Annotated in this window: 18 protein-coding genes; 7 read left to right on the top strand and 11 right to left on the bottom strand. The window is 57.9% G+C overall.

Annotated elements, in window-relative coordinates; all coding sequences use genetic code 11:
- The first annotated feature begins 71 nt into the window (after positions 1 to 71).
- A complete protein-coding gene (locus tag AC1RKH_RS20475; protein WP_493063345.1) occupies positions 72 to 533 on the top strand; it encodes a MarR family winged helix-turn-helix transcriptional regulator in 462 nt (153 codons plus the stop codon).
- Positions 534 to 791: 258 nt separating this feature from the next.
- The gene (locus AC1RKH_RS20470; protein WP_123428952.1) at positions 792 to 1,211 is read left to right on the top strand and encodes an organic hydroperoxide resistance protein; all 420 of its coding nucleotides are present in this window, start codon (positions 792 to 794) and stop codon (positions 1,209 to 1,211) included.
- A gap of 76 nt (positions 1,212 to 1,287) precedes the next feature.
- Here the strand turns inward: AC1RKH_RS20470 and AC1RKH_RS20465 are convergent, their stop codons facing one another.
- The gene (locus AC1RKH_RS20465) at positions 1,288 to 1,857 is read right to left on the bottom strand and encodes an elongation factor P (protein WP_007943632.1); all 570 of its coding nucleotides are present in this window, start codon (positions 1,855 to 1,857) and stop codon (positions 1,288 to 1,290) included.
- A 48-nt stretch (positions 1,858 to 1,905) separates the two neighbouring features.
- A complete protein-coding gene (gene earP / locus AC1RKH_RS20460; protein ID WP_493063233.1) occupies positions 1,906 to 3,039 on the bottom strand; it encodes an elongation factor P maturation arginine rhamnosyltransferase EarP in 1,134 nt (377 codons plus the stop codon).
- Positions 3,040 to 3,161: 122 nt separating this feature from the next.
- Here earP and AC1RKH_RS20455 point away from each other — a divergent pair, with 122 nt between their 5' ends.
- Both AC1RKH_RS20455 and AC1RKH_RS20450 read left to right on the top strand, forming a co-directional pair.
- On the top strand, positions 3,162 to 3,563 hold the full coding sequence (locus AC1RKH_RS20455; protein ID WP_493063234.1) for a hypothetical protein: 402 nt from the start codon (positions 3,162 to 3,164) through the stop codon (positions 3,561 to 3,563).
- Between the two features lie 2 nt (positions 3,564 to 3,565).
- A complete protein-coding gene (locus AC1RKH_RS20450; protein ID WP_493063235.1) occupies positions 3,566 to 4,048 on the top strand; it encodes a GreA/GreB family elongation factor in 483 nt (160 codons plus the stop codon).
- 14 nt (positions 4,049 to 4,062) lie between these two features.
- Here AC1RKH_RS20450 and cysB read toward each other — a convergent pair whose 3' ends face one another.
- The 5 genes from cysB to AC1RKH_RS20425 all read right to left on the bottom strand — a co-directional run bounded on the left by cysB (position 4,063) and on the right by AC1RKH_RS20425 (position 8,011).
- On the bottom strand, positions 4,063 to 5,037 hold the full coding sequence (gene cysB / locus AC1RKH_RS20445; RefSeq protein WP_003183769.1) for an HTH-type transcriptional regulator CysB: 975 nt from the start codon (positions 5,035 to 5,037) through the stop codon (positions 4,063 to 4,065).
- Positions 5,038 to 5,150: 113 nt separating this feature from the next.
- Complete coding sequence (locus tag AC1RKH_RS20440; protein ID WP_493063236.1) at positions 5,151 to 5,651, bottom strand: universal stress protein; 501 nt, start codon at positions 5,649 to 5,651, stop codon at positions 5,151 to 5,153.
- 84 nt (positions 5,652 to 5,735) lie between these two features.
- Positions 5,736 to 6,641 carry a 5'-nucleotidase gene (locus AC1RKH_RS20435; RefSeq protein WP_493063237.1) on the bottom strand — a complete coding sequence of 302 codons (906 nt, stop codon included), beginning with the start codon at positions 6,639 to 6,641 and terminating at the stop codon, positions 5,736 to 5,738.
- Positions 6,642 to 6,665: 24 nt separating this feature from the next.
- Entirely contained in the window at positions 6,666 to 7,628 is a 963-nt protein-coding gene (locus tag AC1RKH_RS20430; RefSeq protein ID WP_493063238.1) for a putative 2-dehydropantoate 2-reductase, read from the bottom strand.
- Entirely contained in the window at positions 7,625 to 8,011 is a 387-nt protein-coding gene (locus AC1RKH_RS20425) for a YbbN family protein (RefSeq protein ID WP_493063239.1), read from the bottom strand. Before AC1RKH_RS20425 ends, AC1RKH_RS20430 begins: the two co-directional genes overlap by 4 nt.
- Here AC1RKH_RS20425 and AC1RKH_RS20420 point away from each other — a divergent pair.
- Positions 8,010 to 8,453 carry a PilZ domain-containing protein gene (locus tag AC1RKH_RS20420; RefSeq protein WP_493063240.1) on the top strand — a complete coding sequence of 148 codons (444 nt, stop codon included), beginning with the start codon at positions 8,010 to 8,012 and terminating at the stop codon, positions 8,451 to 8,453. The genes AC1RKH_RS20425 and AC1RKH_RS20420 overlap by 2 nt on opposite strands.
- A 132-nt stretch (positions 8,454 to 8,585) precedes the next feature.
- A complete protein-coding gene (locus AC1RKH_RS20415; RefSeq protein ID WP_019692932.1) occupies positions 8,586 to 9,662 on the top strand; it encodes a 3-deoxy-7-phosphoheptulonate synthase in 1,077 nt (358 codons plus the stop codon).
- A 63-nt stretch (positions 9,663 to 9,725) separates the two neighbouring features.
- Here AC1RKH_RS20415 and AC1RKH_RS20410 read toward each other — a convergent pair whose 3' ends face one another.
- Positions 9,726 to 10,007, bottom strand: coding sequence for a GNAT family N-acetyltransferase (locus tag AC1RKH_RS20410; RefSeq protein WP_019692933.1), 282 nt, complete (start codon positions 10,005 to 10,007; stop codon positions 9,726 to 9,728).
- Between the two features lie 634 nt (positions 10,008 to 10,641).
- Here AC1RKH_RS20410 and oprI point away from each other — a divergent pair.
- Complete coding sequence (gene oprI / locus AC1RKH_RS20405) at positions 10,642 to 10,893, top strand: outer membrane lipoprotei OprI (RefSeq protein WP_002553018.1); 252 nt, start codon at positions 10,642 to 10,644, stop codon at positions 10,891 to 10,893.
- Between the two features lie 123 nt (positions 10,894 to 11,016).
- On the opposite strand, the gene AC1RKH_RS20400 is transcribed toward oprI, so the two are convergent.
- From AC1RKH_RS20400 to AC1RKH_RS20390, 3 genes are all read right to left on the bottom strand, one after another.
- Positions 11,017 to 11,985, bottom strand: coding sequence for a L,D-transpeptidase family protein (locus AC1RKH_RS20400; protein WP_493063241.1), 969 nt, complete (start codon positions 11,983 to 11,985; stop codon positions 11,017 to 11,019).
- A 102-nt stretch (positions 11,986 to 12,087) separates the two neighbouring features.
- Complete coding sequence (locus AC1RKH_RS20395; RefSeq protein WP_027620143.1) at positions 12,088 to 12,381, bottom strand: hypothetical protein; 294 nt, start codon at positions 12,379 to 12,381, stop codon at positions 12,088 to 12,090.
- Positions 12,382 to 12,438: 57 nt separating this feature from the next.
- Positions 12,439 to 13,044: an arylesterase gene (locus AC1RKH_RS20390; protein WP_493063242.1), complete on the bottom strand. Its 606-nt coding sequence runs from the start codon at positions 13,042 to 13,044 to the stop codon at positions 12,439 to 12,441.
- Between the last annotated feature and the right edge of the window lie 7 nt (positions 13,045 to 13,051).

The raw sequence follows: 13,051 nt of genomic DNA, 5'->3' as shown, positions 1-13,051 counted from the left end.
AGGCGAAAATTATCTGGCGCATTAAAGACTCGCCCGCTAGATTCATGAAGATCAATGATCAAGGCTTGAACATGACCACCCACAGCAACACCCCGGACAACTGCGACAACCTGCTGCTGGATAACCAGCTGTGCTTTGCCCTGCACTCCACTTCACTGTTGATGACCAAGGTTTACAAACCCTTGCTGCAAGCCCTCGGCCTGACCTATCCGCAGTACCTGGCAATGATGGTGCTGTGGGAGCGCGACGGGCTGACCGTCGGAGAAATCAGCACACGCCTGCTGACCGACCCCGGCTCCCTGACCCCGTTGCTCAAACGCCTGGAAGCCGAAGGCCTGCTGAGCCGTACCCGCAGCCGCGAAGATGAACGCGTGGTGATTGTCGAGCTGACCGAACAAGGTCGTGCCCTTCGGGAAAAAGCCCGGGAGGTTCCACCGTGCATCCTTGGCGCCAGCGGCCAGACCCTGGAGCAGATGCGCAAGCTGCAAGCCGATCTGCAGAACCTGCGCAGTCATTTGCAAGACAGCCTCTAATCCTCAAACCATCAAACCATCAAACCATCAAACATCCCCTGTGGGAGCGAGCTTGCTCGCGAAAGCGGACTCACATTCAACATCGATGTTGGCTGACGGACCGTAATCGCGAGCAAGCTCGCTCCCACATTTTTTTGTGCGGCAAAATTTTTCAAAATTTATCTTGCGCGCAAAACATTAGCGGGATACATTTATTTCGAACTTACTTAGCGCGCAAACCTTTAGCGCGATCAAGCCAACCTGAATGAGGCCTATACCATGCAAACTCTCTATACCGCAGTTGCGACCGCTACCGGTGGCCGTGATGGTCGCGCCGTTTCCAGCGACAACATCCTCGACGTCAAACTCGCCACGCCAAAAGAACTCGGCGGTGCCGGCGGTGCAGCGACCAACCCTGAGCAACTGTTCGCGGCCGGTTACTCCGCTTGCTTCATCGGTGCTCTGAAATTCGTCGCCAGCCAGACCAAGCGCAAAATCCCCGATGACGCCTCGATCACTGCCCATGTTGGCATTGGTCAGATCCCTGGCGGTTTCGGTCTGGACATCGACCTGAACGTCAGCCTGCCAGGTCTGGAACACGCTGACGCGCAAGCGCTGGTCGACGCTGCGCACCAGGTCTGCCCGTACTCCAACGCCACTCGCGGCAATGTAGACGTTCGCCTGCACGTCACTGTCTGAGTGCCCGCACCCAACAGACGCGCACAAAAAAGCCCGACTCAATGGTCGGGCTTTTTCTTTCCTGCAAAAACTGCGCTTATTTAGCGCGGCCTTTGTAAGAACCGCCTTCGCGGGTATCGATCTCGATCATGTCGCCGATTTCGATGAAGTCAGCAACCGACAGCTCGGTACCGTTCTTCAGTTTGGCAGGCTTCATCACCTTGCCGGAAGTGTCACCGCGAGCGGAACCTTCGGTGTAGTCAACCTGACGCACGATGGTGGTCGGCAGCTCTACGGAAACCAGACGCTCTTCGAAGAAGATCGCTTCGCAAACATCGGTCATGCCTTCTTCAACGAAAGGCAGAACGGCTTCGATGTCTTCAGCGTTCAGCTCGTACATGGTGTAGTCAGTGGTGTCCATGAACGTGTAGGTGTCGCCGCTGATGAAGGACAGGGTCGCTTCTTTGCGGTCGAGGATTACGTCGTCCAGTTTGTCGTCGGCGCTGTAAACGATCTCGGTCTTGTAACCGGTCAGCAGGTTTTTCAGCTTGGTCTTCATGATCGCGCTGTTACGACCGGACTTGGTGAATTCAGCTTTCTGAACCAGCCAAGGGTCGTTTTCGAGACGGATCACCGTACCGGGTTTCAGTTCTTTACCAGTTTTCATTGCGAATATCCGAATTTGGATGGGATTTACAAAAATCTAGGCCGCGTATCATATCCAATTTAGGTAAAACTGCACCAGCGCCGCAGCAAGATCCGCCTGCAAAGCTTGTTCCAGACACCACGCCTGGGCGTGTTTTTGCAGTTCTGGCCAGTGTTCCTGCGTCGCGCCCCATGCCTCAGCCATTCCTGCGCCGGTGTTCCAGGCTCGCCATAACCCGACGAGCGCCGTTTTTGCCGCCGGTGAAAGGCCTGCGGTGTACAGCGTCAGAAAAGCTTCGAGTTTATCCAGGTGGACATCTTCTTCCTGTTGATAAATATGCCACAGCATTGGCCGAGCCGCCCATTGCGCGCGGACGAACGAGTCCTCCCCACGTACTGCGTTGAAATCACAGCTCCACAACAGCAAGTCGTATTGATCCTGTCGGACGAACGGCAGCACCTGCACGGTCAACGCACCGCGCACTTGTATCGCGCCAACACAAAGCCCTTCAACGCCCAGCCAACGCTCGACATCGCCCAGAATCCGCCCCTCGGGCACCAGCAGATGAGTGGCATGAGCGTCGCCGGCCATGACGTCCAGCCAATCGGCCAACCCGGCATTCTCGTAGGCAAATAACGAAATCAGCCGTGCACCGTCGGCGCGATCAACGCCCAGCCCTTGCAGGAATTCGCGCTGCGCCTCGGTACTGCGTTGAAACTGCTCACGCCGTTCCAGCAATCCGCGCTCACGCAGCAAGCCGCCAGTGCCGGCCTGAAATCCCGGGAAGAAGAAGTACTTCTGCACCTGCTTGTACTTTACCGACGGCAAGCCATGACAGCCGATGATCCAGTCTTCGGCGCTCAAATAATCGAGGTTCATCCACAGCGGAGCCTTTTCGCGGGCCGTCATTGCCTCCATATAGGCATGTGGCAACTGACAGGCAAAAGCAGCGATCACCACATCGGCGGCATCTGCCGGTTGCCAGTCAGTCGGCCAATGGCAGACTTCGACGCCCTGCTGCCACTGCCGGGCAGCACTGATATCGAGTTCAGGGCACAAGCGTTCGAACGCCCGCAGGTCATCGACCCATAGCCGTACCGCGCAGTGATGCTCGGCCACTAACTGCCTGGCCAGGCGCCAGGTCACGCCGATGTCGCCGTAGTTGTCGACGACCGTGCAGAAAATATCCCAGTCGACTTTCATTCCGGGCTCCGTAGGGCAAAGACCTCAATTGTCCGCATAAATCGTTGCATGCAGAAGAGCCGACGCCGATTAATCTTCATGCGACAATCGCAGCCGCCCATCACTCTCGCCAGGAGGCAGCCATGCCCTACCGCCCACCCACTCGCCGCACGATGTCCATCACACTCAGTCCGTTGCAACTGATTGCCAGCATCGCCGTGGGATTGTGGCTAGGATTTCTGGCCATCGCGCTGACCTGCTGGCTGCTGTCGAAACTGCTGCCCAACGAACAACTCGCCCCGCTTGCAGAAGCCGCGCACCAAATGACTCAGCCCAAGCCAGCGGCAGTCTACCCGGCGCCCGAGAATCCGATGTTTGAGCAGTACAAGGAAAACCTGCGCAAACAGGCGCAACAGCAAACCCTCGATCAGGCACGCAGCAATACCCGCAACCTGTCCAACCCGAAATGCCAGTTCTGGCTACAGCAAGACCAAACCGCGCCCAGCGAAAAAAGCCGCGCCAACGTCCTGCAATTCTGCGATTGATCATGAACAAATACACGGTCCACAACCTGATTCTGGAAAAGCTTGCGATCGATCTCGACATCGCTGAGCGCGCGGCGCAAACCGCGTACGAAACCGCGACCCACGAAGAAAACATCGCCGAGAACAAGTACGACACGTTGGGACTGGAGGCGTCTTATCTGGCGGCCGGACAGGCCAAGCGGGTGGAGGAAATCAGGCAGTCACTGACGCTGTGCCAGAACCTGAGTCTGCGGCCTTATGACGAGCAGCGCGGAATTGAAGTCGGTGCGCTGCTGGGTCTGGAAGACGAAAAGGGCCGCGAGCAATGGCTGTTCCTGGCCCCTGATGCGGCCGGATTGAAGGTTGATCTGGTGGGGCAACTGATTACCGTCATCACCCCGCGCTCACCGCTGGGCAAAAGCCTGCTGGGCAAGTTCGAGGGGGATGAGGTGGAGATCGTGGTGGCGGGCACTCGGCAACAATTCGCTGTCACCGAGGTTATCTAGTGGCCTGTACGGGCTCAATGAACCGGTAGTTCAACGCCGTCGAACAGTTCTTCCAGTTCCTGCTTGTTGTGGCACTGGATGGCTTTGGCCATCACTTCGCGAGTCAGGTGCGGGGCGAATTTCTCGATGAAGTCGCACATGAAGCCACGCAGGAAAGTCCCGCGACGGAAACCGATTTTAGTCACGCTGGATTCGAACAGCTCGCTGGCGTCGAGCACCACCAGGTCGTTGTCGAGCTTGGTGTCGACCGCCATTTTCGCCACGATACCGACACCCAGCCCCAAGCGAACGTAGGTCTTGATCACGTCGGCGTCGGCGGCGGTGAACACCACTTTCGGGGTCAGGCCGCGATGGCTGAAGGCTTCGTCAAGTTTCGAGCGACCGGTGAAACCGAACACGTACGTCACGATTGGGTATTCAGCCAAGGCTTCGAGGGTCAGCTTCGGCAACTTGGTCAGCGGGTGACCTTGCGGCACGACAACACAACGGTTCCAGCGGTAGCACGGCATCATCACCAGGTCGCCGAACAGCTCCAGCGCTTCGGTGGCAATGGCAAAATCCACGGTGCCGTCAGCGGCCATTTCTGCGATCTGCATTGGCGAGCCCTGGTGCATGTGCAGCGCAACGTCCGGGTATTGCTTGATGAAATTGCTGATCACCGGTGGCAGTGCATAACGTGCCTGGGTGTGAGTGGTCGCAATCGACAGGGTGCCTTTCTTCTCGTTGGAGAACTCCTGAGCGATCTGCTTGATGCTTTCGACCTTGCGCAGAATTTCGCCGGCGGTGGTGATGATTCGCTCACCGGCCGGGGTGACTCGTGTCAGGTGTTTGCCGCTGCGCGCGAAAACCTCGACCCCCAACTCGTCTTCCAGCAGACGGATCTGCTTGCTGATGCCCGGCTGCGAGGTATACAGGCTTTGGGCAGTAGCGGAAACGTTGAGGTCGTGGTGCGCCACTTCCCAGATGTAGCGCAATTGTTGAAGCTTCATATCAATCCCTCAAAGCAGTTAGACGCCACGGGCATCAGCGACGGTATATAACTATATTAATGGTTTGAAGAATAAATCTAGAACTTTTTTATCAAAAGGCCAGCGTTCTCGCCTTAAATGTCTCCGTGACGCCGACGCTGCGACAACGGCACCAGATAAACCGGCACCTGCGACAGCTGCAACACGCGCGCAGCGGTCCGTCCCAACTGTGTTTCCCCACCGGCCCCATGGCTGTGACTACCTACGATCAACAAATCCACCGAGAGTTTCTGCGCCTGGTCGAGAATGACCTGCGACGGATCGCCCTGAAATACTCTCACCGATTTAATCAGCGCCAGATCCTGCTGCCCCTCCCCCAATTCTTCGCGAAAACTGTCAAGTACGCGCTGCTCGATATTGGCCATCACCGTGTTCAAGCCCTGGCTGTGAAACTCATTCAAGGCTTGCTCGTCGAGATAGCTCTGCAACACCGATTCGGCAAACAGGCCCATAGGTTCAACCGCGTGCACTACATACAGATCAGCTTTGAATGTTCGTGCCAGCGACAGTGCATGCTGCATCACAAAAGGAGCGTAAAGGCCGAGGTCGGTGGCATACAGCATCGAATGAATCATGTGACCTCCTCGAATGCCAGAATGGCGGAGATTGATTCAGCTTAGCAGTGCCGCAGCGAGTACGGCGTCTTGCGCCGTTGGCGCTCAAACCTTCAGTTCATTGCTGATTCCATGAGGGACGTGACCGGTAGCGACCACCTCGCGGGCCAACTCGCAATGGCCCGCCTGGTCGTCGAAAAACACGTCGGCGGCGAAGGCTTCGAGAAATGCAGACTTGGCCAGCCCACCGAGAAACAGTGATTCGTCGAGCCGGATATCCCACTCGCGCAAGGTACGAATGACCCGTTCGTGAGCCGGTGCCGAACGCGCCGTCACCAGTGCGGTGCGGATCGGGCAGCTGTCGTCGGGAAACTCGCGCTGCAACAGATTGAGCGCCGCCAGAAAGCCTTTGAAGGGACCACCGCGCAACGGCTCGCGAGCGGCTTCGCGTTCGTTGGCCTGAAAAGCTTCGAGGCCGCCCGACTGATACACCCGCTCCGACTCATCGGAAAACAGTACGGCGTCACCATCGAAGGCGATGCGCAGTTCGTCGCTGGCGGCACGGCTCGCGCCACCCGACAAAATGGTCGCCGCCGCGAAGCCGGCGTCGAGCGCACTGCGCACGTCATCGGCATGAGTGGAGAGAAACAGATCGCAGCCGAATGCCTTCAGGTATGGATACGGACTGCGTCCACCGACAAACGCTGCGCGGGAAATCGTCAGACCGTAATGATGAATCGAGTTGAAGACGCGCAAGCCGGTGTCCGCGCTATTGCGCGACACCAGCACCACCTCGACCCGCGCCCGGCCGAGGCTGGTATTGAGGTTCAACAGTTTTTGCACCAGAGGGAACGCATCACCCGGCTCGAGGACCTCGTCTTCGTGCTCGATCTGATACTGCCGATAAGCCTCGACGCCGCTCGCCAGATACACCTTGTGGCTCTCGCTCAGGTCGAACAGCGCCCGCGAAGAAATCGCCAGCACCAGTTTGTCGCTTATCCCTTTTGCCATGCTGCTCCCCCCAGGTGTCACGACTTAACCGTTATGCCGATCGACATAACTCAGGGCCTGATACAAAGCCTCGATTTTCGGCAACTGGCAACCGGCAGCCTTGGCGGCTGCCAATGGCCTTGCGTAGATCGCTGCCAGTTCCAGCGGCCGTTTATGCTGGTAGTCGTGGTACATGCTCGGCCAGTAGTCGGGCATTTTTTCGGTGACCTTGAACAGATGCTCGGCATACCCCGGCGGCATGCTGTGCCCACACGCCAGCGCGCCTTGCAGCACTTCTGCCATTAATGCCTGAATCAGTTCACGACTGCTGTCATCAGCCATCAGCGGCGTCGTGCTCGCGCCAAGCAATACCGACAAACCGTTGTACGGAACATTCCAGACCAGTTTTTGCCAACGCGCCTGCTGAAGGTTGGCCATTGCCTGTGAATCAAGACCGGCGGTACGAAACAGCCCCGCGCCCTGCTCGACAATTACCTGACGCGCAACCTCGTCATCGAGCGCCGGCCCACTGTGATAACCCACGTTCACCGCACCAAGCGCCTGATGCTCGATCACTCCGGGACCCGCGCGATGCACACAGATAAAGCACAACCCGCCCAGCAAGTGCAGGGAGTCGGGCAAAAGATCACGCAGGCTGTCTTCGACATCCAGGCCATTTTGCAGCAGCAGGACCTTCGCACCCGGCGCCGCAGCCTTGATGATCGCCGGTGCAAGCTCGGCGTTACTGGTGGTTTTCGCGCCGACCAGCAACCAGTCACAGGCCGGCATATCGTCGGCCGACGAATACGCCTGAACCGGATTCAAGGTCAACGCGCCATAAGGCGCGCTGTTGAGTTGCAGGCCACGCTCGGCGACCGCTGCAAACTCGCTGCGCAACAGAAAGTGCACATCGAACCCGGCCCGCGCCAGCATCACGCCGTAAAAGCCACCGATCGCCCCGGTGCCGATAATGCCGATTCTCGGCTTTTTAACCGCTGTATCCGTCATGGCAACTCCTCTGGATGTCGACTCAGCGCCTGCCCCACCGCAACATTCAGTTCGGTGCGGGCCAGGCGCGACTGTAGCGCCCCATAAAACTCGCCATCGCGCACAATAAACAGCGCGGGCAAATGAAAGACCTGATAACGCTCCACCACGCCACCGTTGTTCCCCGCGTCGATCCAGCACAGCTGATCGACATCAAGGTCAAGCTCCGGTAACTGCTGGCGGGCCCAGCGGCAACTGGAACAGCCGACGCTGGTGAAAATCACCAGCGACACACCACTCATCGCCAACAGCCGCTGGTCGGCATCGAAATCGGTCAGCTCGCATTCGACCACTATACTGGGTGAAACACTGTCGAATGACCGACACTTGGAGTCTGTGTTCATGGGGCGCTTTATTCCTCATCCTGACGATGTGCCTGTCGAGTTAACGTTGCGCAAGCATCAGTGTATTTCTCGGCAAGAGCTGCACACTATCAGTCTCGGAGGCATGGCTTGCAATTACCACCGTGCCTGGCGCAAGGGAACGGCACTGGAAGTGCGAATGCCGACCCTGAGCGAAAATGTCTGTTATCTGGGCTATGTAGCCTGGTGTCTGCGACGAAAGCACGGTTATCTGGTCGGCATCGCTTTCATCGACGAGCAGACCCTGTTTGAAGCGCGGATGGGCGAGCAGGTCTGCCAGATTGAACGCTACTGCCGTCAGCAAAAGCCTCAGGTCGAGCAACAAGGTGTCGAGGCGGTGGCCCTCAAATGGGTCGACCAGCATGCGACCGAGTACTCCAACGAGACCGTTCACCAGGCCTTTGTGCAATCAGCACTGGATTAAACCCGCGCCTGCCCATTGTCGAGCAACCGCGTAACGCGCTAAGGTTCGGCTCCCCGCTGCGCTTAAATCATGCTGTGCTCCGCCGCGCGGGGATCGCTGGCGGCCGGCACCCGTGACCTGACGAGTAACACGATGGCTGATTTACCGATCAATGACTTAAACGTCGCCTCCAACGAGACGCTGATCACTCCTGACCAGCTCAAGCGTGATATCCCTTTGAGCGATGCTGCCCTGCACACCGTGACCAAGGGCCGCGAAGTGATTCGCAACATCCTGGATGGCACCGACCACCGCCTGTTCGTCGTTATCGGGCCTTGCTCGATCCACGACATCAAGGCAGCACACGAATATGCCGAGCGCCTCAAGGTACTCGCCGCTGAGGTGTCCGATACCCTGTATCTGGTCATGCGGGTCTATTTCGAGAAGCCACGTACCACCGTCGGCTGGAAAGGCCTGATCAACGACCCGTACCTGGATGACTCGTTCAAGATTCAGGACGGCTTGCACATTGGTCGTCAGTTGCTGCTGGACCTGGCCGAGATGGGCCTGCCGACGGCGACCGAAGCGCTTGACCCGATCTCGCCGCAGTACCTGCAAGACCTGATCAGCTGGTCGGCGATTGGCGCGCGTACCACCGAATCCCAGACTCACCGCGAAATGGCTTCGGGCCTTTCCTCGGCAGTCGGCTTCAAGAACGGCACCGACGGTGGCCTGACGGTTGCCATCAACGCCCTGCAATCGGTTTCCAGCCCGCACCGCTTCCTGGGGATCAACCAGGAAGGTGGCGTGTCGATCGTCACCACCAAAGGCAATGCCTACGGTCACGTGGTACTGCGCGGCGGCAACGGCAAACCGAACTATGACTCGGTCAGCGTCGCGCTCTGCGAGCAAGCGCTGAACAAGGCGAAGATCAAGCCGAACATCATGGTCGACTGCAGCCACGCCAACTCCAACAAAGACCCGGCGCTGCAACCGCTGGTGATGGAGAACGTGGCCAACCAGATCCTCGAAGGCAACCAGTCGATCATCGGTCTGATGGTCGAAAGCCATTTGAACTGGGGTTGCCAGGCGATTCCGAAAGACCTCGCCGAGCTGCAATACGGCGTGTCGATCACCGACGCCTGCATCGATTGGACAGCCACCGAAAACACCTTGCGCAGCATGCATGCCAAGCTCAAGGATGTGCTGCCGAAACGTCAGCGCACCTGAGCGCATTCAGCGCACACAAAAACGCCGGGCTAAGCCCGGCGTTTTTTTATTCGGTGACCCTGATCAGAGCTTCGCGGCGTGCCGTTGGTGGCGCTCCATGTAACGCTCCACGTAGGAACACGACGGAATGACTGTGTAGCCCATTTCCTCAGCGTACTGCAGCGCCTGCTCGGTCAATGCCGCAGCAATGCCGCGACCACGCAGCGCATTGGGCACGAAGGTACGATAGATATCCAGGGTCTGTTTCCCCAGATCCATATAGGTCAGGTAGGCACGATGACCGTCCACATTGGTCTCGAACTGATGACCAGCCTGGTCATGGTGGATGGACAACGCCTCGCTCATCACAACTCCTCGCGGGTCTTGAATTGACCCCTACCTTACCGATGTTTTCCCGGCGAAGGAACCTCTACGCCACCCCGTGCCTGCTTGGACACCGAGAAGAACTGCACCGATCTCGCGCAACCGGACACGTATCAAATAGTAGGCACCAAAGGCGGAAATGCTCAAGGCGCGCTCGTCATCACGTCGATTGCGGTGGTTCAGCGCAGGGCACGTAGCGGCGGCTCGACCAAACATCTCCCCTGGTCGATAGCCTGAACATTGCCGGATGTTGAGACTTAAGACGAGCACGGCTTGTTAAAGTCACCTCTACATGCGCAAAGAGGCGTGAGCCGCTCCGCAAATTCTGAACAAAAGTGTAGACGAATCGATATAGAGCGACTTTAGCTCTAGAGCGTGAAACAGCCCCAAGCGTCAGCCAGCTTTACAAGAGGATCGCTCAGGACGGGCTTCCCAGCTGCATACTTTCTATACAGTGCGATTAAAAGTTGCTCGAAAAAGATTCCGCGCCTACAATTTTTTTGCTTCTTGCGCTACGTCAGTTTACTTACTACAAGTAATGGGTAGTATGTACGCCGGCTATTTCCTCACTCTGAGGAGACAGCTACTTAATAGAAAGTCCTTGAAGGGGAACACGATGAATAACGTTCTGAAATTCTCTGCTCTGGCCCTGGCCGCAGTTCTGGCTACCGGTTGCAGCAGCGTATCGAAAGAAACCGAAGCACGTCTGACTGCTACTGAAGACGCAGCAGCTCGCTCCCAGGCTCGTGCAGACGAAGCCTATCGTAAAGCTGATGAAGCTCTGGCTGCTGCTCAAAAAGCACAACAGACTGCTGACGAAGCTAACGAGCGTGCTCTGCGCATGCTGGACAAAGCTAGCCGCAAGTAATAGTCCTTCGGGATTGTTATCAAGCCGACCCATTTTTGGGTCGGCTTTTTATTGCCCAGGCTTTGCTGAAGGCAATAAAAAACCCGCCGATGCTGCGAAGCCTCGGCGGGTTTTTTGAAGCGATTACTGCAGGTCGATCGGCATGTTCGACGCCACGGGTACGGAGGTATTCGGCACGGCGATTTCCACCGGCAGACCATCTTCAGCGGCGACCACGTCGCGCACCACATCCCAGTTCATGCGCAGGTTGTTGGTGATGTCCTCACGCTTGAGCATCGCGTTGATCACCGCAGTGTGCTTGTCGACCACCGACGGGCTGCCGTTGTCATCCAGCGGCGTATGCGCTTCCAGGTAAACCTTGCCGCCACTCATGCCGAACTTGTACGGGTCGTTGAGGATCCGCACCGACGTTCCCACCGGCACCATGCCGGCCATTTCCAGCACATTGTTGTTGAACATGCGGAAGCAGCCATGGCTGGTACGCATACCAATGCCGAACTTCTTGTTCGAACCGTGAATCAGGTAGCCCGGAGTGCCCAACGTGAACTTGAATGGCCCCAGAGGGTTGTCTGGACCGGCTGGCACGACGTTTGGCAATGGATCGCCATCGGCGGCGTGTTCGGCCTTGATCGAAGCTGGAGGGGTCCAGGTCGGGTTCGGTGTTTTGGCAGTGATGCTGGTGTGAGCGATTGGCGAGCCCCAGCCTTCACGACCGATACCCAGCGGGAAGGTGTACACCACGTTCCGGCCTTTGGGGTAGTAGTAGAGGCGATACTCGGCCAGGTTGATCACGATGCCTTCACGCGGGCCAGGCGGCAGGATGAAGCGCGTTGGCAATACGATTTCGGTGCCTGCACCTGGCAACCACGGATCGACACCCGGGTTGGCGGCGACCATTTCCAGGTAGCCCAGATCGTAGGTGGTGCCCAGATCGGCAAAGGTGTCTTCGTACTTGGCTTTGACTGTTTGCACCTGGCCGACGATATCTTCGCCCGGCGGCGGTAAAGGCAACTCCAACGCTGCAACGGGACCCGCCACACACAAGGCGGCAAGAGACAAGCAGCGGGTGACGGCAGGAAAACGCGGCAACATCCGGAACATCCTTCGTATGATCAACAGAGGGTTTGGGAGCGAGATTGTACACCGACGCCCCCGGATTCGGGGAGCCGGGTCGATGGACTGCCCTTTGGGGCTTTACAGCTCGAAACGCAACTCAGGCCAGATCGGCGATGTACCGCGCTTCTGCGACTCGAGAATCGCCCGGCACAGCGAGCACAGTCGCTGGTCCTGGAACACCCTCCGGTCGACGCTCGACCAGCGCGGTTGCGCCGGCAGCAAGGTGCCGCACAAGGTACGGTCGGCCGAGCCGCCCAATTCCAGTTGACGCGTCACCAGATGCACCCGGACTTCCTGGCAGGCGAACAGATCCAGCTGTTCGTCAGGCTCGATCAGTTGGTAGGCGAACAGGGACCAGGCAGGACGCGGCATCGGGGGCTCCAAATCAGGGGGCGCCACATTAGCCGAAAGACTGCCGCTAGAAAAGCGTCATAGCAGCGGTTTTAGCGTAGGCCAGACATTTTCCAGCAACTTGCCCTGGGCCGTGACGGCCGGGTGAATGCCATCGGCCTGCATCAGCTCGGGATTTCCGCCGATTCCCTGCAGAAAAAACGGCACCAGCGGGATTTTTTTCTCGTCGGCCAGATCGCTGTAAACCTTCGCAAACGCCTCGGTATAGCGCACCCCATAATTGGGTGGCAGTTGCATACCCAGCAGCAGCACCTTGGCACCGCTGGCCCTGGCGTTGTCGATCATCGACGCAAGATTTTGTTGCAATTGCGTTGGCAGCAATCCACGCAGCCCGTCATTGCCTCCCAGCTCGAGGATCACCAGCTCAGGCTTATGCTCTGCAAGCAGCGCCGGCAGGCGTGCCTGACCGCCTGCACTGGTATCGCCACTGATGGACGCGTTAACCACGGTCTCGGTGAAACCTTCGTGCTTGAGGCGCTGCTCAAGCAACGACACCCACCCTTGCCGGGTATCCAGGCCGAAAGCTGCGCTGATACTATCGCCAACGATCAGGACTGTACCCGCCGCTGCGTTCTGGGCCATGCACATCAAGGCCAGGCCAGCACTCAAAAACCACACACGCATCGGACTC

The sequence above is a fragment of the Pseudomonas sp. GW822-FHT06B12 genome, assembly GCF_058799675.1.
The sequence above is the reverse complement of the archived record's forward strand: the minus strand, read 5'-3'. Positions and strand labels throughout refer to the sequence as shown.

Bases quoted from the DNA above. Each gene is read 5' to 3' on its own strand.
- earP (WP_493063233.1), bottom strand. From the start codon at position 3,039: ATGAAAGTCGACTGGGATATTTTCTGCACGGTCGTCGACAACTACGGC.
- AC1RKH_RS20475 (WP_493063345.1), top strand. From the start codon at position 72: ATGACCACCCACAGCAACACCCCGGACAACTGCGACAACCTGCTGCTG.
- cysB (WP_003183769.1), bottom strand. From the start codon at position 5,037: ATGAAGCTTCAACAATTGCGCTACATCTGGGAAGTGGCGCACCACGAC.
- AC1RKH_RS20440 (WP_493063236.1), bottom strand. From the start codon at position 5,651: ATGATTCATTCGATGCTGTATGCCACCGACCTCGGCCTTTACGCTCCT.
- AC1RKH_RS20415 (WP_019692932.1), top strand. From the start codon at position 8,586: ATGGCTGATTTACCGATCAATGACTTAAACGTCGCCTCCAACGAGACG.
- AC1RKH_RS20470 (WP_123428952.1), top strand. From the start codon at position 792: ATGCAAACTCTCTATACCGCAGTTGCGACCGCTACCGGTGGCCGTGAT.
- AC1RKH_RS20435 (WP_493063237.1), bottom strand. From the start codon at position 6,641: ATGGCAAAAGGGATAAGCGACAAACTGGTGCTGGCGATTTCTTCGCGG.
- AC1RKH_RS20390 (WP_493063242.1), bottom strand. From the start codon at position 13,044: ATGCGTGTGTGGTTTTTGAGTGCTGGCCTGGCCTTGATGTGCATGGCC.
- AC1RKH_RS20465 (WP_007943632.1), bottom strand. From the start codon at position 1,857: ATGAAAACTGGTAAAGAACTGAAACCCGGTACGGTGATCCGTCTCGAA.
- AC1RKH_RS20430 (WP_493063238.1), bottom strand. From the start codon at position 7,628: ATGACGGATACAGCGGTTAAAAAGCCGAGAATCGGCATTATCGGCACC.
- AC1RKH_RS20395 (WP_027620143.1), bottom strand. From the start codon at position 12,381: ATGCCGCGTCCTGCCTGGTCCCTGTTCGCCTACCAACTGATCGAGCCT.
- AC1RKH_RS20420 (WP_493063240.1), top strand. From the start codon at position 8,010: ATGGGGCGCTTTATTCCTCATCCTGACGATGTGCCTGTCGAGTTAACG.
- AC1RKH_RS20450 (WP_493063235.1), top strand. From the start codon at position 3,566: ATGAACAAATACACGGTCCACAACCTGATTCTGGAAAAGCTTGCGATC.
- AC1RKH_RS20425 (WP_493063239.1), bottom strand. From the start codon at position 8,011: ATGAACACAGACTCCAAGTGTCGGTCATTCGACAGTGTTTCACCCAGT.
- AC1RKH_RS20410 (WP_019692933.1), bottom strand. From the start codon at position 10,007: ATGAGCGAGGCGTTGTCCATCCACCATGACCAGGCTGGTCATCAGTTC.
- oprI (WP_002553018.1), top strand. From the start codon at position 10,642: ATGAATAACGTTCTGAAATTCTCTGCTCTGGCCCTGGCCGCAGTTCTG.
- AC1RKH_RS20455 (WP_493063234.1), top strand. From the start codon at position 3,162: ATGCCCTACCGCCCACCCACTCGCCGCACGATGTCCATCACACTCAGT.
- AC1RKH_RS20400 (WP_493063241.1), bottom strand. From the start codon at position 11,985: ATGTTGCCGCGTTTTCCTGCCGTCACCCGCTGCTTGTCTCTTGCCGCC.